20 protein-coding genes and 1 tRNA gene are annotated in these 25,279 nt (G+C 63.3%); 5 read left to right on the top strand and 16 right to left on the bottom strand.

The annotated features are described in order from the left end of the window. Positions 1-82 precede the first annotated feature (82 nt). A complete protein-coding gene (locus ACS3WB_RS03985) occupies positions 83-1,219 on the bottom strand; it encodes a methyltransferase (RefSeq protein ID WP_438274266.1) in 1,137 nt (378 codons plus the stop codon). 17 nt (positions 1,220-1,236) lie between these two features. Next, the gene (locus ACS3WB_RS03980) at positions 1,237-2,106 is read right to left on the bottom strand and encodes a polyprenyl synthetase family protein (RefSeq protein WP_438274265.1); all 870 of its coding nucleotides are present in this window, start codon (positions 2,104-2,106) and stop codon (positions 1,237-1,239) included. A 116-nt stretch (positions 2,107-2,222) separates the two neighbouring features. Here ACS3WB_RS03980 and crtD point away from each other — a divergent pair, with 116 nt between their 5' ends. Next, positions 2,223-3,752, top strand: coding sequence for a 1-hydroxycarotenoid 3,4-desaturase CrtD (gene crtD, locus ACS3WB_RS03975; RefSeq protein WP_438274264.1), 1,530 nt, complete (start codon positions 2,223-2,225; stop codon positions 3,750-3,752). Positions 3,753-3,907: 155 nt separating this feature from the next. Beyond that, positions 3,908-4,612 carry a hydratase gene (locus ACS3WB_RS03970; protein ID WP_438274263.1) on the top strand — a complete coding sequence of 235 codons (705 nt, stop codon included), beginning with the start codon at positions 3,908-3,910 and terminating at the stop codon, positions 4,610-4,612. Positions 4,613-4,884: 272 nt separating this feature from the next. Here the strand turns inward: ACS3WB_RS03970 and ACS3WB_RS03965 are convergent, their stop codons facing one another. From ACS3WB_RS03965 to ACS3WB_RS03925, 9 genes are all read right to left on the bottom strand, one after another. Continuing rightward, entirely contained in the window at positions 4,885-5,931 is a 1,047-nt protein-coding gene (locus ACS3WB_RS03965; RefSeq protein WP_438274262.1) for a phytoene/squalene synthase family protein, read from the bottom strand. Then, positions 5,928-7,469, bottom strand: coding sequence for a phytoene desaturase (locus tag ACS3WB_RS03960; protein WP_438274261.1), 1,542 nt, complete (start codon positions 7,467-7,469; stop codon positions 5,928-5,930). The genes ACS3WB_RS03965 and ACS3WB_RS03960 overlap by 4 nt, the downstream gene beginning before the upstream one ends. 50 nt (positions 7,470-7,519) lie before the next feature. After that, complete coding sequence (gene bchO, locus ACS3WB_RS03955; RefSeq protein WP_438274260.1) at positions 7,520-8,425, bottom strand: alpha/beta fold hydrolase BchO; 906 nt, start codon at positions 8,423-8,425, stop codon at positions 7,520-7,522. Between the two features lie 57 nt (positions 8,426-8,482). Beyond that, the gene (locus ACS3WB_RS03950; protein ID WP_438274365.1) at positions 8,483-9,451 is read right to left on the bottom strand and encodes an alpha/beta fold hydrolase; all 969 of its coding nucleotides are present in this window, start codon (positions 9,449-9,451) and stop codon (positions 8,483-8,485) included. A 232-nt stretch (positions 9,452-9,683) separates the two neighbouring features. Beyond that, the gene (locus ACS3WB_RS03945; protein ID WP_438274259.1) at positions 9,684-11,441 is read right to left on the bottom strand and encodes a magnesium chelatase subunit D; all 1,758 of its coding nucleotides are present in this window, start codon (positions 11,439-11,441) and stop codon (positions 9,684-9,686) included. Then, positions 11,438-12,463 (bottom strand): magnesium chelatase ATPase subunit I, encoded by a 1,026-nt coding sequence (gene bchI / locus ACS3WB_RS03940; RefSeq protein ID WP_438274258.1) that lies wholly within the window; start codon positions 12,461-12,463, stop codon positions 11,438-11,440. The genes ACS3WB_RS03945 and bchI overlap by 4 nt, the downstream gene beginning before the upstream one ends. 533 nt (positions 12,464-12,996) lie before the next feature. Further along, a tRNA-His gene (locus ACS3WB_RS03935) sits at positions 12,997-13,073 on the bottom strand. Positions 13,074-13,348: 275 nt separating this feature from the next. Continuing rightward, positions 13,349-13,762, bottom strand: a complete 414-nt coding sequence (locus ACS3WB_RS03930; protein WP_438274257.1) for a phasin — start codon at positions 13,760-13,762, stop codon at positions 13,349-13,351. 241 nt (positions 13,763-14,003) lie between these two features. Next, positions 14,004-14,387: a phasin gene (locus ACS3WB_RS03925; protein ID WP_438274256.1), complete on the bottom strand. Its 384-nt coding sequence runs from the start codon at positions 14,385-14,387 to the stop codon at positions 14,004-14,006. A gap of 268 nt (positions 14,388-14,655) precedes the next feature. Here ACS3WB_RS03925 and ACS3WB_RS03920 point away from each other — a divergent pair, with 268 nt between their 5' ends. Together ACS3WB_RS03920 and ACS3WB_RS03915 are read left to right on the top strand one after the other, a co-directional pair. Then, positions 14,656-17,691, top strand: coding sequence for a PAS domain-containing protein (locus ACS3WB_RS03920; RefSeq protein WP_438274255.1), 3,036 nt, complete (start codon positions 14,656-14,658; stop codon positions 17,689-17,691). Between the two features lie 81 nt (positions 17,692-17,772). Further along, positions 17,773-18,366 carry a hypothetical protein gene (locus ACS3WB_RS03915; RefSeq protein ID WP_438274254.1) on the top strand — a complete coding sequence of 198 codons (594 nt, stop codon included), beginning with the start codon at positions 17,773-17,775 and terminating at the stop codon, positions 18,364-18,366. A 96-nt stretch (positions 18,367-18,462) separates the two neighbouring features. Here the strand turns inward: ACS3WB_RS03915 and ACS3WB_RS03910 are convergent, their stop codons facing one another. Together ACS3WB_RS03910 and ACS3WB_RS03905 are read right to left on the bottom strand one after the other, a co-directional pair. Then, complete coding sequence (locus ACS3WB_RS03910; RefSeq protein WP_438274253.1) at positions 18,463-19,113, bottom strand: CoA transferase subunit B; 651 nt, start codon at positions 19,111-19,113, stop codon at positions 18,463-18,465. Between the two features lie 177 nt (positions 19,114-19,290). After that, complete coding sequence (locus tag ACS3WB_RS03905; protein WP_438274252.1) at positions 19,291-19,998, bottom strand: CoA transferase subunit A; 708 nt, start codon at positions 19,996-19,998, stop codon at positions 19,291-19,293. 245 nt (positions 19,999-20,243) lie between these two features. On the opposite strand from ACS3WB_RS03905, the gene ACS3WB_RS03900 reads away from it, so the two are divergent. Beyond that, positions 20,244-22,175, top strand: coding sequence for an AsmA family protein (locus ACS3WB_RS03900; RefSeq protein WP_438274251.1), 1,932 nt, complete (start codon positions 20,244-20,246; stop codon positions 22,173-22,175). 133 nt (positions 22,176-22,308) lie between these two features. Here ACS3WB_RS03900 and ACS3WB_RS03895 read toward each other — a convergent pair whose 3' ends face one another. From ACS3WB_RS03895 to ACS3WB_RS03885, 3 genes are all read right to left on the bottom strand, one after another. Further along, a complete protein-coding gene (locus ACS3WB_RS03895) occupies positions 22,309-23,112 on the bottom strand; it encodes an ABC transporter permease (protein ID WP_438274250.1) in 804 nt (267 codons plus the stop codon). A gap of 94 nt (positions 23,113-23,206) precedes the next feature. After that, positions 23,207-24,121, bottom strand: coding sequence for an ABC transporter permease (locus tag ACS3WB_RS03890; RefSeq protein ID WP_438274249.1), 915 nt, complete (start codon positions 24,119-24,121; stop codon positions 23,207-23,209). Then, positions 24,118-25,266 (bottom strand): ABC transporter ATP-binding protein, encoded by a 1,149-nt coding sequence (locus ACS3WB_RS03885; RefSeq protein ID WP_438274248.1) that lies wholly within the window; start codon positions 25,264-25,266, stop codon positions 24,118-24,120. The genes ACS3WB_RS03890 and ACS3WB_RS03885 overlap by 4 nt, the downstream gene beginning before the upstream one ends. Positions 25,267-25,279 lie beyond the last annotated feature (13 nt).

Below are 25,279 nucleotides of genomic sequence, written 5' to 3'. Positions count from 1 at the left end.
GGCTAATTCCCCCGGCGGACTTCTCGTCTAAGTGTCATGATAACCTTACTGTTGTATGTGTCAACTGATATTTACAATTTCGTCAGACGCGCGCCACGAGGACCTTTGCAATCATCGGAATCCGCGTAGCGCGTTGGCGGACGTCAGAGAATCCGGATTGCTTCAACATATTTCGCAGTGCCACAACGCTACGCGGGCGGCCGCTGCCCATGGCGCGCAGGTAGAAGACAAAATAAGCGCCGACCGGATCGACGCCCGATAACTCGGACATCGGCTCGCCGATCACCAGCACGCCATCCCGGGGCAATGCCTCGCGCACGCGCGCAAACAATTGCAGCACCGCGTCGTCGTCGTGATCGTGCACGACACGGATCAGAGAAATAACATCGGCGCCCGCCGGCAGAGGATCGGTGAGAAAACTCCCCTCCATGACCGATGCGCGATGGTCAAGCGCAGCTGCTGCAAATCGCTCGCGCGCGATCGCAGCGACTCCAGGAAGGTCGAACAATTTCAAATCCAGCGCGGGAGCCTGTTGTCCGGTCGCAATCAGGAAACTGCCGTCACCACCACCGACATCGAGAAGACAGCGGTGTCGAGCGAAGGAATAGGCGTCAAGCACGGCCTCCGCGACCATAGGCTGAGTGGCGGACATTAGCGCGGTGTAAGGCGAGACCACTTCGCGGGTCAGAGCGGAAGGTGACGTCTGGCGAGCATAAGGCCAATAGCGCGCAAGCCTGCGCTCGCCCGGCTCGTCGCGCAGCAGCGCAACCGGATCAGCCAGATCGGCATAAAGTGCGGCATGATGCTCGACCATGGCAGCAATGCCGGGGTTGCCCAGCATCGCCGCACCGAGCGGGCCGAGACCGTAGCGTTCGCGTCCGCGCCGTTCCAGCAATCGGAGCGAGGTGGCTGCTTCGAGCAACGTCGTCATGGCCTCGATGGGCATAGACGCCTGCGCCGCCAACGTCGCGGCCGGCAACGGTCCGTCCCGCAGCTGCGCGAACAGATTCACGCGAACACAGGCAACCAGAACCTGCGAATAGACAAAGCCCGCGCAAAGGTCGAACAACGCAGCCGCATGGCGCCGCGCGATCGGCCGCGTCAAGGGAAAGGCCGTAGCAAAACGCTGAAAACGCCTGCTGCACAGCAAGAAATCGCGAAACCCCCGCCAGCCCTGGCCGAGGAGACGGCTCGATTCGATTCCGTCGCTGACGGCCATGGCTGGCCTCGCAATTGCTATGCGGCGAATTGCGCCAGACGCTTCGGCACCAGACGCTTCGCCTCCTGCTCCATCAATGCCTTCAGTTCATGGGCGTTGGCGCAGGGCGGCATCGTGCGGATGCCATCGGCGACGAGTTCGTGAAGATAGGAGATCGCACCCGTGAGCCCGTAGCGAATGACGGCGCTCGGACGGCCGAGCGCGACATCCTGGCCGATCGGCTTACCGGCCTCCTCCTCGTCGCTTGCCGCATCCCTGATGTCGTCGGCGACCTGATAGGCCTCTCCAATCTTTTCGCCGAGGCTGCGCCAGGCTTCCGGATTCTCTTCGCCCGCAGCGGCAGCCCCACAGACCGTGGCCGCGGCAAACAACGCGCCGGTCTTCGAACGATGGTAGTGCGACAGATCGACTTCCGATTCACACTCCCAGGCCTGGCCCGCGACGATGCCATGCGGCACGCCGACCGCCGCGCCGACCGTTGCGATCAGGCGCGTGATTCGTTGTGGCGAACATGCGGCACGCGCCATGGTCTGAAAAGCGAGGACGATCAGCGCGTCACCTACGAGAACCGCCAGCGGCTCGCCGAACGCGGCATGGATCGATGGGCGCCCGCGCCGGATCGCGGCGTCATCGAAGCAGGGCAGATCGTCATGCACCAGCGAAGCACAATGCAGAAGCTCGATGGCCGCGCCCGCAGCCGCGGTCGCCTCGGGCTCGTCGTCTCCGCAGGCGCTCGCAACAGCATGGCACAACCGGGGCCGGACCCGCGCTCCTCTCGGAAACACAGCGGCGCGCATCGCTGCCGCAAGTCGAGGTGGACATCGCGCCTGCCCGGCTAATCCGACCGCCTGATTAAGAGAATTCTCGATCCGCGTCGCGACATCCATGGCCTGCCTCCGTGTTTGTGGGCCGCCTCGCCGTGTCAACTATAATTGACGTTTGACATGTAAAGCATAATAGACGGATATTCCCGAACAGCAAGCGGTTTGTTCTGAGACACGTCATGAGCAATCAACGGGTGGTCGTCATCGGAGCCGGAATTGCGGGACTGAGCGCCGCGCTGGCCTTGGTGGCCCGGGGTGTTGAGGTCACTGTGGTCGAACGCGCCGTTCAGCCCGGCGGCAAGATGCGTGAGGCCGTCCTGGGCGACTGGCGAGTTGACTGCGGCCCGACCGTCCTCACCATGCGCTGGGTGTTCGACGAATTGTTCGACTTGCTCGGGGAGCAACTCGACGATCACATCACGCTTCGTCCATTGAGCGTTCTCGCCCGCCACGCCTGGACCGATGGCAGCCAGCTTGATCTGTTCTCCGATGAAGAGCGTTCAGCGGACGCCATCGGCCGCTTCGCAGGTCAGTCGGAGGTCGCGGGCTTCAAGGCCTTCAGCGCGGATGCGAAGAAGATCTTCGACATCCTCAAGGTGCCCTTCATCTCTGCACCTGCACCGAGCATGACATCGCTGCTGCGTAGCTCCGGCGTTCGCGATCTGATGTCGATCAGGCCATTCCAGACGCTTTGGAAGGCGCTCGGCGGATATTTCAGGGATCCCCGCCTCCAGCAATTGTTCGGCCGCTACGCCACCTATTGTGGCTCGTCACCATTCGACGCGCCGGCGACGCTGATGCTGGTCGCGCATGTCGAGAGCGCGGGCGTCTGGCTGGTGGATGGCGGCATGCATCGGATCGCCTCAGCCATGTCCGAAATGGCCGCGAGCCGCGGCGTGCAATTCCGCTACGGCACGGGTGTATCAAACGTCGTCGTCGAATCCGGTCGTGCGTCGGGCGTCCTGCTCGCCAACGGCGAGCACATCGAGGCCGGCAATGTTATCGTAACCGCCGACGTGGCAGCACTCGCGCAGGGCCTGTTCGGCCCTGACGCGGCACGAACGGTGGCGGCCATTCCCGACAAGGCGCGGTCGCTGTCAGCCATGACATGGAGCTGCGTCGCCGCTCCGACCGGATTTCCGCTGCTTCGTCATTCCGTGTTCTTTTCCCGCGACTATCGCGCCGAGTTCGACAGCATCGTCGGTCGCCGTCAGTTACCGGGCGAGCCGACCGTCTATGTCTGCGCGCAGGATCGCAACGACGAGCCGTCAGCAGAATCCTCGCCGGAGCGGTTGTTCATTCTCGCCAATGCGCCGGCAGTCGGCGACCGGCATCGATTCGAACCAGCGGAGATCAGCCAATGCGCGAAACGGACCTTCGGAATGCTGGAACGGTGCGGCCTCACCATCAATCCAACACCGGAATTGACGGAGGTCACGACGCCGACCGACTTCAATCGGTTGTTTCCGGGAACGGGCGGCGCATTGTATGGCCGAAGCTCTCACGGCTGGCTGGCGTCATTCCAGCGGCCGGGAGCAAAAACGAAACTGCCCGGACTGTATCTGGCGGGGGGGAGCGCTCATCCGGGACCGGGAGTGCCGATGGCGGCGCTGTCGGGACGGATGGCGGCAACGAGCCTGATCGCGGACCTGGCTTCGACCGGGTCGTTCCAAAAAACGGCTACGCGTGGTGGTATGTCGACGCGCTGAGCGACGATGGCAAACAGGGCATCACGCTCATCGCCTTCGTCGGCAGCGTCTTCTCGCCTTATTACGCGCTTGCACGGCGTTTCGGCCGCGGCGACCCACTCAATCATTGCGCGTTGAACGTCGCGATCTATGGCCAACAGCGCAAGCACTGGGCCATGACAGAGCGCGGCCGCGCTGCGATACAGCGCAGCAAAAACGAATTCGTCATCGGCCCGAGCCGCGTCGACTGGAATGGTGAGGCGTTGACATTCACGATCGACGAGGTGGCCGTCCCGTTTCCACATCGTCTTCAGGGTGTCGTACGCGTCTATCCCTCCGCATTGACCGGGAACGCTTTCACGCTCGATGCTGCAGGACGCCATCGCTGGCACCCGATCGCTCCCTGTTCGCAAGTTGAGGTCGACTTCCGTCGTCCCTCGACACGCTGGCTCGGGGAAGGCTATTTCGACATGAACTACGGAGAAGCGCCGCTCGAGCACGACTTCATCGGCTGGGAGTGGTCGCGCGCAGATACCGGAAAGGGGACGATCGTCTCGTACGACATGATGGCGCGCAATCAGGACGCAAGCAGCCTTGCCATGCGGTTCGACCAAAAGGGTACAGTGGAGCATCTGGAGCCGTTGCCGCGAGCCAGACTGGATTCGACCGGCTGGCGCCTTGCGCGAACGGCGCGAGCCGACGCGGAGCAACTTGTCACGGTAAAGCGCACACTTGAGGATGCGCCATTCTACGCACGCTCGCAATTATCGGCAAAACTCTTCGGCGAAAGTGCCGAGATCGTGCATGAGAGCCTTTCGCTCGATCGTTTCCGGATGCCGATCGTGCAGGCGATGCTGCCGTTCCGTATGCCGCGCCGATAGCGGTGGACAGCGCCTTTTCGATTCTGATGAAACAGAAGCGAGGCTCTATCATCGTGTTTTGGCACGTTCTCCTGACGCGAACCGGTATCCAATACATGGGTCAAGCAAGGCCATGCTTCGCTCGAAAATGCTCTACTCGCTGGCGTCTCGGGTCTCAGCCGGCTCGCGCTCGGCGCGCTTGCGGTCAAGCCTGCGTCCCTGCCACTCGAGCAAAGCCCAACCAAGCGCGAACATTGCAACCACACAGAACTCAACGAGTCCGCCCATACCGTTCATGAGAGGTCACCGGCGCGCCGCAACTGATCGCGGTGTTCAAGCCGCTCGAACAGATCGAGGACCCATACGGCCCGATCGCGCACACTCTTTCCAGTGGATCTCGACATGCCCAAAACGACGGTCGACTGGGACGCCGCGACCGCATCCAGCAGAAAGCGGACCGCGGGCTCCACATCATCGCTGATCGAGCCTTGCTCCGCAAAAGAAGCGTGCGCCACAGCATCGGCAAGCAGGCGAAGCTTGCGCGATCCGGACACAACCGTTCGGCGTGAAACTGAATCGAGCCCTGCTCGCGCCAGCTCATGTCCAATCTCGGCGTATATCAATCGCGCGGCATGGATGCCGGGTCGGCAAGAAACCGGGAGCGCCCCGACGCCGGCGATGGACCGCTGATAGAATTTGTCGGCGACGGCAAGCAGGCGCCCGATGACGCTGCCGATGCGCATGTCGTAACACGGATCGGCCAGCCACGCCGCGGGATCGATCGCCGCCTCGCGCAGCCACTGCAGTGGCAGATAGAGGCGGCCGGCGCGCGCGTCTTCACCAACGTCGCGGGCGATATTGGTGAGTTGCATCGCGATGCCGAGGTCGCACGCTCGCGCGACGACAGCCGGATCGCGCCGGCGCATCACCAGCGACATCATGGCGCCGACGGCCCCGGCAACGCGCGCGGCATAATCCAGGAGATCATTGAGCGTCTCATAGCGGCGGCCTTCGGCATCCCAGGCCAACCCCTCAAGCAGGGCCTCGGGCAATTTCCTCGGAATAGCGAAGCGCGCGACCACGTCCGCAAACGCCCGATCGGCCGGCGACGGCATTGGCTGACCGGCGTAGGCACGGGTCAGGCGATCCCTCAACGCTTCGACCGCATGCGATCTGCCGCCGCCGAGATCAACGGCATCGTCGGCGAGACGACAGAAGGCGTAAAGCGCGATCGCGGGATCGCTGACCGCGCGTGGCAATATCAAGGAGGCCGCAAAGAAGGTCCGCGAGCCGCCGCGTAGCAGCGTCCTGCAGACTGCGATATCGGAGGCGTCAGTCACGCGATCTTCTCCAGCGATTGTGCATCAGGAACGATGTCGTCAAGCACTCGGGCCGAGGACAGCACACCAGGAAGGCCGGCGCCGGGATGCGTGCCGGCGCCGACGAGAAACAGCCGCTCGACTTCCTCGCTCCTGTTGTGCGGCCGGAACCACGCACTCTGGGTCAGGATCGGCTCGAGTCCGAACGCCGCGCCACGATAGGATGAGAGCCGATCCTGGAAATCCTGCGGGGTCAAAATTCGCGAGCTCACCACTTCGTGCCCGAGGTTCGGCAAGACGGTCTCGCTGAGTGCCCGTTCGATCCGTTGACGATACGGCTCAGCTTGGACCGACCAGTCGATGCCGCTCTCAAGATGCGGGACCGGCGACAGCACATAAAAGGCATCACAGCCCGGCGGTGCCAGCGAGGGATCGGTCGCGGTCGGCCGATGGAGATAGAGGCTGAAATCCTCCGCCAGCACCTTTCGCTCGAAGATGTCCTGCAGCAGTCCACGATAGCGTGGTCCGAGCAGGATCGTGTGATGCGCGACAGTGTCAAAGCGGCGGCGCGTGCCGAAATACCAGACGAACAGGCTCATCGAGTAGCGCGCATTGTCGATGCGGCGATCGGTCCAGCGTTTGCGCGCAATTCCCGGCAGCAGTTTCTTATAAGTCCAGGCGGGATCGGCATTCGACACCACGATGTCGGCCTGCAAGGTCTCGCCGCTCGCAAGCCGTACGCCGGTGGCGACGCCTCGTTGCGTCAGGATTTCGGCGACCTCGGATCCGCACCGGACCGATCCGCCCTGCCCCTCTATCAACCCGACCAGTCCCTTCACCAGGCTGCCGGTACCGCCCATTGCGAAATGTACGCCCCAGCGCCGCTCCAGAAATGCGATCAGGCAGTAGATCGAGGTGGTCGTAAACGGATTGCCGCCGATCAGGAGCGGATGAAAGCTCAGCACGACACGCAGCCGCTCGTCGCGCACGAAGGAGGCGACAAAATCATACACAGTACGATAGCTCTTCAAGCGGAGCATCGCCGGCACGATGCGCGCCATATCCTTCCAGGAGTCGAAGGGCACGTCGCCCAACTCCTCGAAACCAACCTTGAAGATCGCCTCGCTGGCTCTCAGGAAGTTTTCGTAGCCGGCGACGTCGCCCGCTGAAAAGCGGGCGATTTGTTCGCGCATCTCGGCCGCATCGCCGGAGCAATCGAATACGGCGCCGTCGTCGAAACGAATGCGGTAGAACGGCGACACGGGCTTCAGCGTGACGTCATCGGCAAGCCGGCGTCCGCACAACCACCATAGCTCTTCGAACAGGAAGGGCGCAGTGATAATTGTGGGGCCGGCGTCGAAGGTAAAGCCGTCCTGCCGATGCACATAGGCACGCCCGCCCGGTGCATCGAGCTTTTCGAGAACAGTCGTGCGATATCCCCGCGCGCCCAGCCGCACCGCCGCTGCCAGTCCACCGAATCCGCTGCCAATGACGACGGCGTGCGGCCGGGTGTCGGCGCGGAATGTCCGCGCATGAACAGGGGGCGAGACATCGTGCATGCCGCAAAGTGTAAATACAAATTGACGGTAGCGCCAGAAAAAATATCAAGTCAGGTTGACATTCCATGTTGCGGCGCAATGACACCGGAAGAGATTCCTTCGTCAATGATGATTTGCGCGGCAAGTTCGGGCACTTCCTCGTGCATGAGGTGACCATGCCCCGGGATCATCTTCAATTTTGCCTTGGGCAAGATCTCTCGAACCCTGCGCGCAATGTCCGGCGGAATCGTGCGATCGTTGGAGGCTGCGATCAGCAGGAGAGCCGGTTGCAGCCTGGGCAGATCACGGACCAGCGGACGCAGATCCCAATTCGCCATCATCTGCAGGGCGGCCGCCACATGCGCGGGGGTAGAGACGAGCTTGCCGTAGAGCCGCTCGCCTTCGGCGTCGATGATCGATCCTGTTCCGGCGATCAACCGGTGCACCGCCGCCGGATCACCGCCACGCCGCGCGACCAGCCGTGGCACCAGCGGGTTGAACGTCAAGGCTTTGGCGAGCGGCGAAAACACCAGCGCGGCAATGCCGCCGAACGGAAGAAAGGCGCCGTTGAGGCTGACGATCAGGCTCGGCTCGATCGATCGGTCGAGCGCCATGCGCGTGAGAATCGCGGCTCCGGCCGAATGGCCGATCGCGAATTGCGGTTTCACATCGAGTTGCCTGCAGAGCGCGGCGAGATCCCGCGCCATGCTGGGAAGCGACAAACGAAAGGCCGGCGGCATCTCGGTAAAACCGTGACCAGGCAAATCCGGCGCGACCACCGTGAAGTGCCGGGCCAGAAGCGGCATCAGCGCGCGCCAGGAATGCGTGGCCGATCCGGTGCCGTGCGCAAGCAGCGCGACGGGACCGGATCCCATGATTTGAACGTGCCAGCGATACCCGGCGGCTTCCACGAAGCGGCTTGCTTCGCGATTGGGCCAGTCCGCGCCGTCGGCACGCCAGGATAGTTTTGCACCCATCGTGCCGCCACTGACAAAGAAGTTACGAAGTCACCGATTCAGCGTCTCGGATATGAGTTATTTCGTCGCCAAACGATTCAGGAAGCTGTCATAGAGCGCGATGAATTCCGCAGGCTTTTCTAAATGCGGCATGGCGCCTGTCTGAAAAACCGAAATATCCCAGTTCGGCAACCGCTGGACGAGGTCTTTTTGTTCATAGTCGACAAAGTCTCCGCGCGCACCGTGGGACATCCAGACGGGCATCGAGAGGCTTCGGTAGAGTTTCATCGCATCCGTGCTGAAGAGGTAGCCCGACACGAAATAGTACGGTGCGTTCTCCGCGCCCGGTTGATGCGTGGTGATGTAATCGTACTCGAGCAACCCCTCGTCGATCTCTTTCGAACCCCAGGTCTTCTGAAGGAAGAAGCGGATGCTGGCGCGGGAGGTAAGAGCCGAGAAAAAGCCCTGCCTCCATAGCGGAACCCTCAGCAATCCAAGCAGCCAGGGCATCGCGCGCGTGCCATCACCTCCAGTCTGCCCTGCAGCACGGGCAGATCGGCGATCGAAACCGGTCGGACTGATGAGCGCAATGCTGCGGAACGCGTTCGGCGTCTCGGTCGCGGCGCGCGCCGCGAACTCACATCCCAGCGACAGCGCGGCGATGTCGATGGGGCCATCGCCCTCCGCCCGCTGGATTTCGTGGACGGCTGCATGGATGGCGTCCGTCATCAGTCGCGGCGTATACTTTCGATCGCTGCGGTCGGACAGGCCGAAACCCGGAAGGTCCAGAGCATAGACCGCACGCTTGCCGCTATAGTGCTCGAACAAGGGCTTCATCTCGTACGCCGTTCCGGCTGCATTGATGCTGTGCACCAACAGCAAGGGCGGCGCGGTCCCGCCGGGAGACGTCAGCCCCTGGCCGTAGAGCATGACCTGGCCGCTGTGCCGATCGGCAAGTTCGGTGCGCCTGCCGGACAGCGGCGTCGGCAGCACCTCCTCGCGTGCCAGGTTGGCGCTCTGGGCGTTTGCCGTTGATGAGACCTGCAGCATCGATCGTCCTCTCATTGTCTGACCGCTTTACTTGCCGGCCAAATACGGCATTGAGGCATCCAGATGACAGGATATCTTGTCACCAGGCCGTGAGAACGCATGTTGACGATTGTTCGTTCCAGCATGCTGGAATTCGATCTCGTGCGGACACCCAGCCGCCGCCGGTCGGACGACGATGCGGAGACCCCGATCGCACGGGGGGAACGGTGCTGAAGCGGGTTAGCGATCATCATGCCTGACCATCCCCGCGGATGTTTGCCTGTACCGCGCGCGAGAGCCTTGTGGCATCGGCATAGGGTAGCGCGACATACCGCGCCCTCATCTCCGTCGCGATCCGCTCGGCCTGCGGGTGCGGACGCGGTGAGGTGTCGATGACGACAGCGGGAATACCGGTGACACGCAACTGCCGCGCTGCCTCGTGCGCTTCGGCTTCCGCAGCGGCACGGCCTCCGCTGCCGTCGCGTGTCATGTTGGCGCGCCCATCTGTCATCAGCACGACCGTCGGCGAATGACCTTTGCTGCGAACCGCGGACGCGAGCGTGGTCGCCGATGCGATCGCGACCGACAACGGCGTTCCGCCACCGCCGGCAATCGCTGCAAGGCTGCGCCTGACACGGGTCAAGGATCGCGTCGGAGGCAGAACCAGGTCGGCCGTCTGGCCGCGAAATGCGATCAATGCGACCTCATCGCGCCGGATGTAGCAATCGGCCAGCAGCAACTCGATCGCGCCCTTGACTTCGGCGAGTCGCTGTAACGCCGAGGAGCCGGAAGCATCCACGACGAAGATCGTCGACGTCGCGCTCCGTTGCTTGAAGCGTTTGATGCGGAAATCTTCCTTGCGGATCAGAATGCGTGTCGCTCCCCCGAATTCGTTGCTCGCTGAAATCCGGCGAAGCGGCTGCCAAGGCGCAGCCGCGCGCAACGTTTCCAGCAGATTCAGCCCAGCGCCGCGGCCGAGATCGCCACGGCGCACACCGGTGGGCCGGCCGCGCCGCGGACCCGCCCGTGACTGTCCCTGCTTGCCGGCACTCGTATTGCGAGGTCGATTGAGGCTATTGTCCTGCAGCCGCTTCAACAGGTCGGGCGGGATCGCGGCCTGTGCAGCTTCGAGAACGAGATCCTCGATCGAGATTTCGTCGTCGCGACTGTCCTCTGCTTCGCCGGGATCTTGATCGCAGGGCCGCTCCTGCTCCTGCTCGGGCGGCGCCGGCAACACCGTCGCGCGCGGACCCAGCACCAATCGTGCAGCGAGTTCCAGATGTGCGCGTTGCACGGTTTCATCATCGGCAAGCGCCGCCGCTGCCCGCGCCACACGGACCGCCAGCAGGGGAGCGCGAAGCGAGGCGATGCCGAGTGAGACCGCAACCTGGCATAGTGTCTCGACAAGGTCCGCCGCTATCGTCGTCTCCGCCAATCGGCGACGGGCCGCAATGAGATCGTCGGCCTCGAAGTCGAAGCCGGCAGCACTCACGTCCACGCTCCCCAAGGACTGGAGATCGATCTGGAACGCGAGACGGTCGCGCAACGCAGCAGGCGCCTGTTCATCGTCCAGACCTTCATCGAAGGCGACGACGCCAAAGGATGACGGCATCCGGCGAGACACGCCGTCGCGCTCGACAACGACCTCGCGGCGATCCATGACGGCATTCAAACGCCCCACCGTGGCGGGCGGCAGCCGTTCGGCCATCACCGCAAGCAAGACGCCGCCATCGATGTCCGCCAGCAACCCCCGGTCGACCACCGGGCGTCCCGCCCGCAGCGTCGCCGCCAGATCGAGGCCGCCCAGCAGGCGGTCCTCCGAAATCGCGGGCGGCAATTTTCGGAACGGGACGGAAAGCGGAAAGCAGGCCCGCAAGGTCACGAGCCAGCGATCCCTCACCGGGCCCGGACTCGCCCGGACGCAAATGCCACCAACGCCGACGGGATCGACCGCGAACAAGGCGGCCGAGGTTACCGCGTCCAGCCAGATCGCCGCGCCCGCGCTCATGCGGCAAAACATTCGGCGAGCGCACGCTCGACCCGCACGCTCGCTCCGGATTCGTCGAGCGGATTGCGGCGCAGCCGATGCCGCAAAGCGGCCGGTGCGACACGCTTCAAATGGTCTTCGTTGACAACCTTTTCGCCCTCGATGGCAGCGACCGCACGCGCGGCCCGCATGAGCGTTAATTCACCGCGCAGTCCGTCCGTGCCGAGCGACATGCACAGTTGCGCAGCCCTTGTCAGCATGGCGTCGGAGACCAAGACCTCATCGATCCGCTCACGGGCCGACAGAATCGTCTTCCGCGACTTTGCTTCCTGCTTCGCCCATTGCGCGACAAAGTCGGCAGGATTGTTTTCGAACGCATCCCGCCGCTTGATCACTTCGATCCGCGTCAGCAGGTCGTCCGGCGTCTTGACCTCGACCGACAGACCGAAGCGATCAAGCAGTTGCGGACGCAACTCGCCCTCCTCCGGATTGCCAGTGCCGACAAGAACGATTCTGGCGGGATGCCGGATACTGAGCCCGTCCCGTTCGACGACGTTCTCGCCGGAGGCAGCGACATCGAGCAGGAGATCGACCAGATGGTCCTCCAGCAGGTTCACCTCGTCGATATAAAGGAAGCCGCGATTGGCCCGCGCCAACAATCCGGCCTCGAAGGTTTTCTCGCCATGCGCCAGCGCGCGCTCGAGATCGAGCGCGCCGACCACGCGGTCTTCGGTCGCTCCGAGCGGCAGGTCGACCACCGGCACCGGCACGCGATGTGACTTCAGCTTACCCTTGAGGGCTTGTGCCCTGCAGGCCTCGCACCACGAGGCGACGTCATCGGGATCGCACTGATAGCGGCAGTCCACGACGGCCCGCATGGTCGGCAAAAGCGCCGCCAGCGCGCGAACCGCTGTCGATTTCCCGGACCCCCGGTCGCCGAAGGCGAGAACGCCGCCGATCCGGGGATCGACGGCCGCAATCATCAAGGCAAGCTTCATCTCGTCCTGGCCGACGATCGCCGAAAATGGAAAGGCCCTCGCCATGAGTGTCCTCCGTCCTGCAGCGCTCCATCAGATCAGCCGCGCCGTTGCCGAGCGGTTCACGGCCGACCGGACCGATCCAGTTCCCCAAGCAGCTTGTCAGGCCGCGCCGCATTGTGTCAACTTTGGTTGACGTTATGCAGACTAAGCGATCTGGTCAACGGGCGGAGATGCGAAAAGCAGGGATACGCCGCCGAAGACGGTCGGCTAGGCTCTTGGGGGACGGCGGCGGCCGAGCTGCTCGCGAAACCACTCGGCATCGGCATGCCGCGCGAACAGAAGACCGACCAGGCATACGTCCCGGCCGGCCCCCCATCACGTGAAGCGACCGATCGTGCCGCTGGCAGAACGCCGGCGCGCGTTCGGCCCCTCGCTGCCGTCAGCGAGCGCCACCTGATACGGCCATGACCGTCGACGGTATGCTGTATCACGGCGCACAGAAGCACAGCGCCGCCGCAAAGGCTCACATGAGGCTTTTAAAAGTCTCATGTTCGCGCGCTGTTCTGCGTTGGAAACGTCTAAGCTATTGATTGTGTTGGTACAGTTGGGTGGGCTCGAACCACCGACCTCCTGTTCCACAGACAGGCGCTCTAACCAACTGAGCTACAACTGCATCCTGTTCGCGTCCCGAAAAACGGAGGCGAGCGGGGCGGAAACTAGGAGCAACGCTCTGCTTTGGCAAGGCCGCAACCATCGGTTATCGCGAGGCCAGCCGCTTAAGTCGACGACCCAACAACAATGCCCCTGGCCCCTCGCCCTGCCGTTACAAATTCGGCTTCCTGTGCGGAATCAAGAGCATTCGACGAGATGTTCTCGGAAACGAAACCCGAACCCTTCCGGTTCGGGTTTGTCCGATTCGGGTTTGTCGCAAGCCGCGACTCTGATCGATCACGCAGCCGACTGGAACAGTTTCGACGCGCCGGTCCTGATCGGCTCGGCTGTTTCGACCGCGATCTCCTGAGCCAGTTCGGAGAGCTCCTTGGCCTGCGCTGCAAATGTCCCGAATTGCTTGCGGGCATGATTGCTCCACACTTCGGTCACATCGGACAGCGACTTCGCTCCCACCAGTTCCTGCAGAAAATCGAAGCCGGCGCTGGTGTTGGCCTGACCAAAGCCGAGCAGCTTTGTGGAGTAAGCGTGTGCGCCCTTGCTGGCGGCGCTGAATACCGCCTCAACGGCGCCGTTGCCGTCCTGCGCGGCTTCCTTGAATTTCGCGTAGTTGTCGCGGGCTTGCGCAATGCCTTTTTCGGCGAATGCGCGCACCTGCTCGGGGACTTCAAACGGATCGGCTGTGTTGGTCATGGCGTATGTCCTTCGCATCGGATGAAACCGCGTGATCCTGCAAGCAACCTTCAAAACGGCGGATACGGATCACGGATGCCCGGATTCGGTATCATCGCCGCCGGGCAAAGCAGTCTCCAAAACTACTATCATAGCCATTGTGCAATGCAACAAGATTTTGCATCGCAAAAACACCTTAATCGATCAAAAGTTCGAAAAGCTCCTCGCGCCCGGTTCCACGCGACCCCAGTCAGATTTCAGGTCAGATCTTGGGCTTCCCCATTTCCATGGCGGCCCGGCCCATGCTTTGCCCTATTTCACTGGCCTGTTCGGTCAACGCCTTCATCTGACTCTGCACATATTCGGTGTGCAGCCGCATCACCTCGGAGAGATCGGTGGCGCGGAGAAGCTTCTCGGCATAGTCCAGCGACGCCGTCATATTCTGCTGGGCGAAGGAGATCGCCTTGCTGCTGATGTCGCGAACGCTGCTGCGAACCGCCTCATTGCGCCCTTCGATCGAACTGGCGGTCTGCTGGGCTCCGCTGAGAAAACTCTCGAAAGCCTTGCGCGCCTGCTCGAAACCAGCTTCGGCCATCGACCGCATGTCGTTCGGAATCTCGAAACGGTCACGCCCTTCATCGCTCATGATCGCCACTCCTGTTGCATGCCCCCGCCGCTTTCTTCACGGCTTCCTATCGTGGACCTCTGATTTGCTTTTGCAACATCTCAACGTGCTTCGAGCCGCGGAGGTCCATAAACAACGGCCGAATTAAGGTTATCCCGGCTTTAGCGGGGATTACGGAATCCGAGCCGTGGACCTCAGTCGGGCAGGACGCGATACTGACGAATTGCCACGGTGCCGGGATACGCAACGCGGCAGCCAACAACCAGAGACGTCGAACAACACGGTGCCCATGACCAGCGCCGAAACCACCGCCGGTTTCCAATTGCTCGGCGTGACAGATCAGCGGCTCGCCGTTCATGCAGCGGGCGCGCAACCGGCATGGCTGTGGTCGTCCGACGGGACGCGCCTGCTGTGGGCCAATCCGGTCGGGGCTTCCATATTCGGCGTCGCCAGTACGTCCGCGCTTGCATCGCGAAACTTCGGTCCAGACGATCCGCACCGGCAGCAAGTATCCCGGCTTGCGGATCGACTGCCGCCGGCAGGCGCGGTGCGGCTCGAACGCCTCCGCGGCTTTGGCGCAACGCTCGGCGGCCTCGTCACCTGCGCCTGCGCGCGGCTGGATTTTCCGGACGGCACCGAGGGCATCCTCGTCACCTGCGTGGAGCCGGTTGGCGACGGCATGCCGCTGATCGAACGCTTGCAACGACTGACAGAAGGGGTTGGGACGCCGATCGCCGCGTTCGCGCACGACGGACGTTTGGTCAGCGCCAACGACGCCGCACGGCCGCTGCTCGGCTTTCACAGCCTGGCCGAGGCCGGGCTGGAAGGCGCGCGCGAAGAAGCGCTGCGCGAGGGCCGCGCCGAGACGTCGACAGGTCCGTTGCACATGGTGCTGCAACGTGTCGGCAGCGGCCGCGACGTCGGACTCGTCGCGCTGCTCGCACCGGAGGTTGCAGGTTCCTCCGCCTCGGGGAGCGCGTCGCCGCCGCCTGAACCGCAATCTGCACCGCCGTCGTGGAAAGAAGCGGCTGTTGCCTCGACGCCAACCGTCGATGCACCACGCGCGCCTGACGATGCCCGGTCGCGCGATTCCCTTCCGGGAATGCGTCGTCATCCCTTGCGCTTCATGTGGCGGATGGATGCGGAAGGCCGTTTCTCGCTCGGCTCGGACGACTTCACCCGCGTGATCGGCATGCGCACGTCAGCCGGCTTCGGTCGGTTGTGGAGCGAGATCACGGAGGTGTTCGGACTCGATCCCGAAGGCCGCGTTGCGAAGGCGATCGCCACTCGCGACACATGGAGCGGCATCACTCTGCTTTGGCCTGTCGATGGATCCGACACTCGCTTGTCGGTCGAATTGTCGGGGCTGCCGATCTACGATCGCGCGCGGAATTTCGCAGGCTATCGCGGCTTCGGCGTCTGCCGCGATCGTGAAGGGCTGGCGCGGCTCGCAGCGCATCGGCATCACGAATTTTTGTTCAGCAAAATCTCCCACCCGCAACCGGCGGCCATACCGACGTCTTCCGACGCGGCGTCCGCCTCCGAATTTTCACTTCAGCCAGCAGAACCGGATTCAGTCGTGGAAACGCCCAAGAATGTCCTGCCGTTCAGGTCCCCGACCGATCTGAAGCCGCCTTCGCTCACCCCTGTCGAGAACAACGCTTTCAACGAATTGGCTCGGCAGCTTTCGGCGCGGCTCGAGGGCGAGCAGAACGCTTCCGAACACGATGCCGCCACCGAGCCGCCCCTTGCGCAGGAATCACTTCAAGAACAATCCCAGGACCAGTCCCAGGATCAATCCGACACCAGACCCCAGGAAGACGAACTGCCTTTGCCGGAAGCCGCGCCATCCGCACCGCAGGCCGACAGCACGCGCGACAGGCGGGTGCTCGACCTGCTTCCGACCGGCGTAATGGTGTGCCGGCTCGACCGCGTGCTTTATGCCAATCCGGCCTTTCTCGCGCAGGTCGGCTGTGACGGCCTGGCCGCGCTGGAGCAGGCCGGAGGACTCGACGCGCTGCTGGTCGAATCCGGCGTGCCCATCTCCGACAGCAACCCTGCCACCGGCTCTCCCGTCACTATCTCGGCTACCGCGCCGTCGGGCGCGCGGAAGCAACCGATCACCGCTCATCTCTTTACGATCGCGTGGGATGGCGAGCCTGCGCATGCGCTGATCTGCGCCAGTGCGCCGGGCTCTCCCGTGGACCAAGCCACCGCCGAGGAACTCGGCGCCATTCTCGACACCACGACCGAAGGCATCCTGATGTTCGACGAAGGCGGACGGATCACCGCCTGTAATCGCAGCGCCGAGGCGCTGTTCGGTCACCCGGGCGACAGTCTCGCGCAGCTCAATCTCGTCGATCTGTTCGCACCGGAAAGTCAGGGCGCCGTGCGCGACTATCTCAGCGGACTTACGGCCGACGGCGTCGCAAGCCTGCTCGATCACGGCCGCGAGGTATTGGGCCGCGTGCGCGATGGCGGCCTGATCCCGCTGTCGATGACGATGGGCCGGACGCGGGCCGATGGTCCCAATTTTTTCGCGGTGTTCCGCGACCTGTCGCAGGCGAGAAAGGTCGAGACCGAACTGTCGCAGGCGCGGCGGCAGGCCGATCGCGCGGCGAACGCCAAGGCCGATGTGCTGGCCCGCATCAGCCACGAAATCCGAACGCCGCTCAACGCCATCATCGGCTTTGCGGAAGTGATGAGCGAGGAGAAATTCGGTCCGCTCGGCAACGAACGCTACGGCGAATACATGAAGGACATCCGCGCTTCCGGCGAGCGCATCATCGCTTTCATCGACGACCTGCTCGACCTGTCGCGGATCGAGACCGGCAAGCTCGATCTCGCCTTCGTCAACCAGAACCTCAACGAACTGGTCGAGCAATGCGTCGCGGTGATGCAGCCGCAGGCCAATCGCGAACGCATCATCATCCGCACCTCGCTCGCGCATACGCTGCCGCCGGTCGTGGCGGACGCGCAGGCGTTGCGCCAGATCACGCTCAACCTGATCGGCAATTCGATCCATCTCGCCAATGCCGGCGGCCAGGTCATCGTCTCGACGGCGCTCAACGATTTCGGCGACGTGGCGTTGCGCGTGCGCGACACCGGCCACGGGCTCAACGACAACGAGGTTGCGGCCGCGACGGAGCCCTTCCGCACGCAGGCGCCGAACGATCAGGCCTCGGAGAGCGCCGGCGTCAGCCTGTCGCTCACCAAGGCGCTGGTGGAAGCCAACCGCGCCCAGTTCCACATCAGGACCGGACCACATTCCGGCACGCTGATCGAGGTGGTGTTCGCGCAGGCGAAGGCGCTGGCTTCGAAATAGCGATGCCGGTGGCCTGCATGGATCGCTGGCCTGTGACTGCTCGATGACCTAGTATACAATTGCTTGGTCGCCGAGGCTCGAATGTCGACATTCTCGAAAACGTATAGACTGGTTTTGGCGGTTGCGCTCTGCCTGAACTGGTCGGCAGCGCTCGCTCAAGGCGGGCCCGTGAAATACTGGATTCCGTTTGGACCGTTCGGCTTTGGCGGCGCGGCTGATTCCGGCGGCGCGGCAACGTACGGCAACGTTCCGGGGCTTGACCTCGAACAGACTGACAAAAGCGGATTTTCTGTCCGAAGCTACAGCGCGCCCGCCGGCTCGCTCGCAGGCTTCGGCTGGAACGGCACCGGCGGCGCGTTCGGCAATTTCGGCGCGCTGTCTTATGACAGCACGCAGGTCGGCTACAACTTCAAAGGCGCAGGCAACATGCCTGTCACGGTATTCGGCGGCATCGATACGCTGAAATTTGGTCCGGACGCCTTCAACACGATCACGTCCTTGAATCCAGGTGCCGGCACGACCGCCGCCTCCAGCTTCCATGCGGGCGTCGAAATCCGGCCGACGTCGAACCTCAGCCTGTCGTTCTCGGCCGGCTACATCCAGCCGCAATCGGGCATCGCAGACGGCGACATCAGCTCAAGCCTCCTGCCCCGGGAACTCGGCGGACGGCGCTGATCGTTGGTTGTCTTCACCTCTCCCCATCAGGAAGAGGTCGAAGAGAGGTGCGCGCTTCGTTCGGTAACCGCCAGACATGGGGACGACGCCAGTGGCTCAATCGTTCGTCAGGGCAACGCGGTATTCGGCTTCGGTCTTGGCCCTGACCTCGTCAAGTGTGACTCCGTCGGCGAGTTCAATCAGTATCATGCCGTCCTTGCCGTGCTTGTCGATGGTGAACACCGCAAGATCGGTCACGACCATATCGACGACCTTTTCGCCGGTCAGCGGCAGCGTGCAGCGCTTGAGCAGCTTGGGGCCGTCCTTGGCGGAATGCTCCATCACTACGACGACACGCTTGACGCCGGCGACGAGATCCATCGCGCCGCCCATTCCCTTGACCATCTTGCCGGGGATCATCCAGTTGGCGAGGTCGCCGTTCTGCGCCACCTGCATCGCGCCGAGGATGGACAGGTCGATATGGCCGCCGCGCACCATGCCGAACGAGTCGGCCGAGGAGAAATAGCTCGTGGTCGGCAGTTCGCTCACCGTCTGCTTGCCGGCGTTGATGAGGTCGGGATCCTCCTCCCCTTCATAGGGGAACGGACCCATGCCGAGCATGCCGTTCTCGCTCTGGAGTTGCACGTCGATGCCGTCGGGGATGAAATTCGACACCAGCGTCGGAATGCCGATGCCGAGATTGACGTAATAGCCGTCGCGCAATTCCTTGGCGGCGCGCGCCGCCATCTGCTCGCGGGTCCAGGCCATCGGGCTCTCCTGTCTTCCTTGGTATATCTCGTCATTGCGAGGAACAAAGCGACGAAGCGATCCGGTCTTGATCCCAAGCGCGGATTGCTTGGCTGCACTCGCAATGACGGCGCATAAAACCGCCGTTCATTTCATTCGCCACGATCCGTTCGCAAAGCCGCATATCACCTGAACGGATCATGCCGTCGGACGCGGGCGGGTGTTGCGGAATTCGATGTGCTTGCGGGCGTTCCCTACCTCGACGAGGCGCTTGACGAAGATGCCGGGCGTGTGGATGTGATCGGGATCGATCTCGCCCGCGGGCACGAGATGTTCGACTTCGGCGACGGTGATTTTCGCCGCGGTCGCCATCATCGGATTGAAGTTTCGCGCGGTCTTGCGATAGACCAGATTGCCGGCGGTGTCGCCCTTCCAGGCGTGGACGATGGCAAGATCCGCGAACAGCCCCCGCTCCATCAGGTATTTCTCGCCGTCGAACTCCCTCACCTCCTTGCCTTCGGCAATCAGGGTGCCGACGCCGGTCTTGGTATAGAACGCCGGAATGCCGGCGCCGCCGGCGCGGATGCGCTCCGCCAGCGTGCCCTGCGGATTGAATTCGAGTTCCAGATCGCCCGCGAGGTACTGCTGCGCGAACAGCTTGTTCTCGCCGACATAGGACGAGATCATCTTTTTGATCTGCCGGGTTTCGAGCAGCCGTCCCAAACCGATGCCATCGACACCGGCGTTGTTGGACACGACCGTGAGATTCTTGACGCCGGAGTCGCGGATCGCATCGGCCAGCGTTTCCGCGATTCCGCAAAGGCCGAAGCCGCCGGACATGATCAACATGCCGTCCCTGAGAATGCCGTCGAGGGCGGATTTGGCGTCCGGGTAGACCTTGTTCATGGGATGCGACCTGAAGGAGGGCGGCGCCGCCTGCCGGCGCGCCGGGCACGGCTACCGGACAAGTATCAGGCAAAACTCCTTCCGCCGCAACGGGATGCAAATAGTAGAATTGGAGCCATCCGGCGGCCTTGAAAGCGTCAAGAAAACCAATCAAGTTGCGGCCCGGCCGAACCGGTGCCCGACCGCTCGGCGTCAACCAGCCCGGACATGTCATTGACGATGGCCCAAGGACGATGGCCCAAGGAATGAAGCGCCTGGGAATATCGGTCGCGGCAATTCTGGCAGTTGCGCTAACGGCGCTAACCGGTGTGATCGCAATGTCGCGGCTGCTCGACCGCGACGCCTTGCGCGACGCGGTGGAAACGCAGATTCGCGCCGTGACGGGCCTCGACTTCGTTGCCGACGGCCGCATCGACGTCTCGGTTTTTCCCGGCAGCTACGTCTCGTTCCATGATGTCCGAATCAAGGACGGCAATACCGACGCGCCTGCGCTCAGCGTCGATGTGCTCACCGCCAATCTGCGGCTACTTCCGCTCCTGATGCAGCGTTTCCAGATCGCCGACGTCATGATGCTGCGTCCTCACATCCGCGTGACGCGGGCCGCCGACGGCCAGAGCAACTGGACCCCGTTTGTCGAAACGATCGCCCGAACCATGAAGCCCGGAGCGGACAGCCCGGTTTCGTTCTCGGAGATCCGGATCCAGGATGGCGAACTCAGTTATGAGGACACGGCTAACCAGGTCTCCGAAAACCTGGGCGACATCGATCTGTCGCTGGCGTGGCCCTCGATCTCCCGCTCCTTCGCAGCGACCGGACAGTTCGACTGGCGCGGCGAACGCGTCGACGGCAGCATCAGCCTCAGCGATTTTCTCGCCGCGCTGTCCGGCGAGCGCTCCGGCCTGAAGGTCAAGATCGCCAGCGCACCGTTGAAATTCGTGTTCGACGGCGTGGTTGCGAACCCGGTCAGCCTGATGATGGAAGGCACGGTGACCGCCGACAGCGCGTCGTTGCGCGAGGCAATGGGCTGGATCGGACAGCCTCCGCCCGGTAGCGGCGGGTTCGGCCGCTTCGCGCTCAAGGCGCGCGCCAACATGATCGGCGCATCGATCGCACTGACCAACGTCAATATCGAGATCGACGGCAACGCCGCCGAAGGCGTGATGACCTATGCCAACAACGGACGGCAGACCTTGCAGGCGACGCTGGCCGCCGGCGCAGTCGATTTCACGCCCTATATCCAGACCATCCGTCTGCTCGCCAACGGCGCCCGCGACTGGAACAGGCAGTTGTTCGACCTGCACGCGCTGTCCGCCACCGACCTCGACATGCGGCTTTCGGCGGCGAAGGTCACTGTCGGCTCGACGAGGCTCGGCAAGACCGCGCTCGGCGCCAACCTTCGCAACGGAACGCTGGCGCTCAGCATCGGCGAAGCGCAGATCTATGACGGGATCGCCAAGGGCTCGTTCGGCATCTCACAAGCCGACGCAGCCGCGGAGGTGAAGGCGCAGTTCCAACTCACCGACGTCGATCTGCAAGCCTGCGCCAGCGATCTGTTCGGCACCGGCAAGCTCGCCGGACGCGGCAACATGAATGTCTCGCTCGAGGCCAGGGGATCGAGTCCGTTCGGACTGGCGCAATCGCTCGGCGGAACAGCAACCCTGACCGGGCATGACGGCGCCATCAACGGGTTCAACGTCGAACAGTTGCTGAAGCGGCTGGAACGCCGGCCGCTTTCAGGGGGCGGAAATTTCCGCAACGGCAAGACGCCGTTCGACACGCTGAACATCGCCCTCAGCTTCAACGACGGCGTCGCGGTCGCGACCGATGTGCGCGTCGAAGGGCCGGCCGCGCGTCTTAGCATCACCGGCACCGCCTCGGTCCCCGGGCGCGACTACGACCTCAAGGGCATCGCAAGCCTGACACAGGCGACAAATGCCGACAACTTCGATCTGCCGTTCGTGATCCAGGGGCCGTGGGACGATCCGCTGATCTTTCCCGATCCGGAAAGCCTGATCCGCCGCTCCAAGGCATCGGCACCGCTGCTCGACGCGGTCAAGGACCGCAAGGCCCGCGACGCGGTTCGCTCGGTAATCGAGCATCTGACCAACGAGAAAACGATTCCCGAGGCGGCCGCTCCAGCCACTCCGGCGGAATCCGCCACGCCGCGCACGAACTGACAAAACCCGAGCATTCTGATCGTATCAGGAGCGAGGCTCCGGATTGTCGTTGACGCGTTTTCTTCACGCAAACCGGCTGCCATCCTGGGATCAAGCCCGAAGGACATGCTTCGCTCGAAAACACTACCTTTTCTTACAGCGGTGCGGCGCTTTCGCCCTGCCGGCTCGACAGTTTCGACGCCAGCGATGCGGCGATGATAACGAGCGTGATCGATCCGATGATCAATGTGCAGATCGCATTGATCTCCGGCTTCACGCCGAGGCGCACCTCCGAATAGATCCGGATCGGCAGCGTGGTCGAGCCGGGGCCAGTGGTGAAACTCGCGATCACGAGATCATCCATCGACAGCGTAAAGGCCAGCATCCAGCCGGCCGCGACCGACGGCAGGATCAGCGGCAGCGTCACCTTGAGGAAAGCCCGCAGCGGATCGCAGCCGAGATCCATCGCGGCCTCCTCGAGGCTTCGATCGAGCGAGCCCAGTCGCGATTGCACCACCACGGCGACGAAGCACATGGTCAGCGTGGTATGCGCGATCGTGACCGTCCAGAATCCGCGCTCCGCATTGACTGCAACGAACAGCAAAAGCAAGGATAACCCGGTAATGACTTCGGGCATCACCAGCGGCGCATAGAGCATGCCGGAAAACAGCGTGCGCCCGCGGAAGTTCTCGCCGCGCGTCAGGGCGACCGCCGCGAGCGTGCCGAGGATGGTGGCCGCCGTTGCCGAGACGACCCCGACCCGCAGGCTCATCGCGGCCGCGGACAACATCGCGGCATCATTGAAGAACTCCGCGTACCACCGCAGCGACCACCCGCCCCACACCGTCACAAGCCGCGAGGCATTGAACGAATAGATCACGAGTACGACGATCGGCAAATACAGAAACGCCAGTCCGAGCGTGAGCGAGGTGATGTTGAAACGGGACAGTTGTTTCATTTGGCGCACGACCTCCGTCGCGCGCACAGCCCGCTTGGTTTCCCGCTGAGAGAGATGACGGTTTTGCGCGATGGCTTCGGACCACCATTTCCCATCATCGCCTCCCCTCGAGTTGGCGGCGCTGCATCCGCTCGTACACCAGGAGCGGCGCCAACAGCAGCACCAGCAGCACGATGGCGATCGCGGACGCCACCGGCCAGTCGCGGTTGGTAAAGAATTCCAGCCACAGCGTCTGCCCGATCATCGGCGAGCGTGACCCCGCCAGCAGATCCGGGATCACGAACTCGCCGACGATCGGAATGAAGCACAGCAGCGCGCCCGCGCCGGCGCCCGGCAGCGACAGCGGAAACGTCACCAGCCAGAATGTCGTCAGCCGCGAACCGCCGAGATCGGCGGAGGCTTCGAGCAGCGCGGGATCGATCTTGGCCAGCGTCGCATAGAGCGGCAGGATCATGAACGGCAGATAGGAATAAACGATGCCGATATACATCGCAGTGTCGGTGGACAACCATACGATCGGCGCGGAGATGACATGCAGCGCCAGCAGCGTCTTGTTGAGGATACCGTCGTGCTGGAGGATGTTGATCCACGCATAGACGCGGATCAGGAACGACGTCCAGAACGGAACGATCACTAGGATCATCGCGATCGGCTGCCACCGCACCGGCAGTCGCGACATGCCGTAGGCGACGGGATAGCCGACCGCGAGCAGGATCGCCGTCGATATCAGCGCGACCGCAAGGCTTCGCAGGTAGGACAGGATATAGAGATGATCCGAGGCGAGCAGGCTGAAATTCTCCAGCGACAGCGCAGCAAAAGCGGCCTTGAGCGCGGCCATGCCCTGCGCCGGATCGAACACCGGCAGATAAGGCGGCTGCGCAATGACGGTTTGGGACAGGCTGATCTTGAGCACGAAGCCGAACGGCAGCAGGAAGAACAACGTCATCCACAGAAACGGCGCGATCGCGGCCCTGCGGGCAGGCGTTGTGAAGAGGTGTCGCCTGCTCATCTGTCGAGCACCACGCAGTCGTCGGCGTCGAAACACGCCACCACGCGCTGCGTGGTCTCGAACGCATCGAGATCGAGCCGCGCGGTGTTGGCGACTGACGCGCGCAGCAGCGCGCCGCTGTCGAGCCTGACCTGATAGCGCGTCTGCCCGCCGAGATAGCTGATGCCGGCGACGACTCCTGTCAGGCGGTTGATCTCCGCCGCGTCGCCACCATCAGGCACAGACCCGTGAGCCGACAGGCGAACCTTCTCCGGGCGGATCGCAACGCAGATGGAGTCAGTCATCAGCGCCTGCAAGGGCGCTGCGGCGGTCACGCATCCGGCATCCGGCGTCACGATCGTCACGCGCCCGGCATCGCGCGATTCGATTTTACCATCAATGATGTTGACGCCGCCGACAAACTCGGCGACCCAGCGCGAATTCGGCGCCTCATAAAGTTGCCGCGGCGTCGCCACCTGCACCAGACGTCCGGCGTTCATCACCCCGATGCGGTCCGCCATCATCATCGCCTCCTCCTGATCGTGAGTGACGACGATGAAGGTCATGCCGAGCTGGCGCTGCAGTCGCATCAGCTCGGCCTGCGTGTTTTCCCGCAGCTTCTTGTCGAGCGCAGCGAGCGGCTCGTCGAGCAGCAGCAGCCGCGGACGCCGCGCCAGCGCGCGCGCCAGCGCCACGCGCTGCCTCTGGCCACCCGAAAGCTGGTCGGGCTTGCGCCTTTCCATGTCCTCCAGTTCCAGCAGCGCGACCATTTCCGCAACGCGAGTTTCGATTTCCCCGCGCGGCAGACCCGCTCGTTTCAGTCCGAACGCGATATTGTCTTGCACGCTGAGATGGGGAAACAGTGCATAGTTCTGGAACATCATGTTGACGGGACGCTGGTGCGGCGGAACGCCGGCGATGTCCTGGCCGTCGAGAAGAATGCGGCCGACATCCGGCGTCTCGAATCCCGCCAGCATGCGCAACAGCGTGGTCTTGCCACAACCGCTCGGCCCAAGCAGCGCGAAAAACTCTCCTGCCTTGATGTCGAGCGCCAGCCGGTCGACCGCGGTAAATCGGCCGAAGCGCTTGACGAGCGCATCGAGTTGCAACAGCGGGATGGCGTCCGCCCCTGCCACATCGGGGGCTTGTCTCGCGTCGTCGGTCATTCCACCCCGTCTC

This window comes from Nitrobacter sp. (assembly GCF_051535215.1).
In the GTDB taxonomy this organism is placed as follows: domain Bacteria; phylum Pseudomonadota; class Alphaproteobacteria; order Rhizobiales; family Xanthobacteraceae; genus Nitrobacter.
The sequence above is the reverse complement of the archived record's forward strand: the minus strand, read 5'-3'. Positions and strand labels throughout refer to the sequence as shown.

Excerpts from the sequence above, each read along its gene's own strand:
- bchI (WP_438274258.1), bottom strand. The coding sequence starts at position 12,463 with ATGGCGAGGGCCTTTCCATTTTCGGCGATCGTCGGCCAGGACGAGATG.
- crtD (WP_438274264.1), top strand. The coding sequence starts at position 2,223 with ATGAGCAATCAACGGGTGGTCGTCATCGGAGCCGGAATTGCGGGACTG.
- ACS3WB_RS03890 (WP_438274249.1), bottom strand. The coding sequence starts at position 24,121 with ATGAGCAGGCGACACCTCTTCACAACGCCTGCCCGCAGGGCCGCGATC.
- ACS3WB_RS03885 (WP_438274248.1), bottom strand. The coding sequence starts at position 25,266 with ATGACCGACGACGCGAGACAAGCCCCCGATGTGGCAGGGGCGGACGCC.
- ACS3WB_RS03985 (WP_438274266.1), bottom strand. The coding sequence starts at position 1,219 with ATGGCCGTCAGCGACGGAATCGAATCGAGCCGTCTCCTCGGCCAGGGC.
- ACS3WB_RS03925 (WP_438274256.1), bottom strand. The coding sequence starts at position 14,387 with ATGAGCGATGAAGGGCGTGACCGTTTCGAGATTCCGAACGACATGCGG.
- ACS3WB_RS03900 (WP_438274251.1), top strand. The coding sequence starts at position 20,244 with ATGAAGCGCCTGGGAATATCGGTCGCGGCAATTCTGGCAGTTGCGCTA.
- ACS3WB_RS03910 (WP_438274253.1), bottom strand. The coding sequence starts at position 19,113 with ATGGCCTGGACCCGCGAGCAGATGGCGGCGCGCGCCGCCAAGGAATTG.
- ACS3WB_RS03905 (WP_438274252.1), bottom strand. The coding sequence starts at position 19,998 with ATGAACAAGGTCTACCCGGACGCCAAATCCGCCCTCGACGGCATTCTC.
- ACS3WB_RS03930 (WP_438274257.1), bottom strand. The coding sequence starts at position 13,762 with ATGACCAACACAGCCGATCCGTTTGAAGTCCCCGAGCAGGTGCGCGCA.
- bchO (WP_438274260.1), bottom strand. The coding sequence starts at position 8,425 with ATGGGTGCAAAACTATCCTGGCGTGCCGACGGCGCGGACTGGCCCAAT.
- ACS3WB_RS03945 (WP_438274259.1), bottom strand. The coding sequence starts at position 11,441 with ATGAGCGCGGGCGCGGCGATCTGGCTGGACGCGGTAACCTCGGCCGCC.
- ACS3WB_RS03970 (WP_438274263.1), top strand. The coding sequence starts at position 3,908 with ATGACAGAGCGCGGCCGCGCTGCGATACAGCGCAGCAAAAACGAATTC.
- ACS3WB_RS03915 (WP_438274254.1), top strand. The coding sequence starts at position 17,773 with ATGTCGACATTCTCGAAAACGTATAGACTGGTTTTGGCGGTTGCGCTC.
- ACS3WB_RS03920 (WP_438274255.1), top strand. The coding sequence starts at position 14,656 with ATGACCAGCGCCGAAACCACCGCCGGTTTCCAATTGCTCGGCGTGACA.
- ACS3WB_RS03960 (WP_438274261.1), bottom strand. The coding sequence starts at position 7,469 with ATGCACGATGTCTCGCCCCCTGTTCATGCGCGGACATTCCGCGCCGAC.
- ACS3WB_RS03980 (WP_438274265.1), bottom strand. The coding sequence starts at position 2,106 with ATGGATGTCGCGACGCGGATCGAGAATTCTCTTAATCAGGCGGTCGGA.
- ACS3WB_RS03895 (WP_438274250.1), bottom strand. The coding sequence starts at position 23,112 with ATGAAACAACTGTCCCGTTTCAACATCACCTCGCTCACGCTCGGACTG.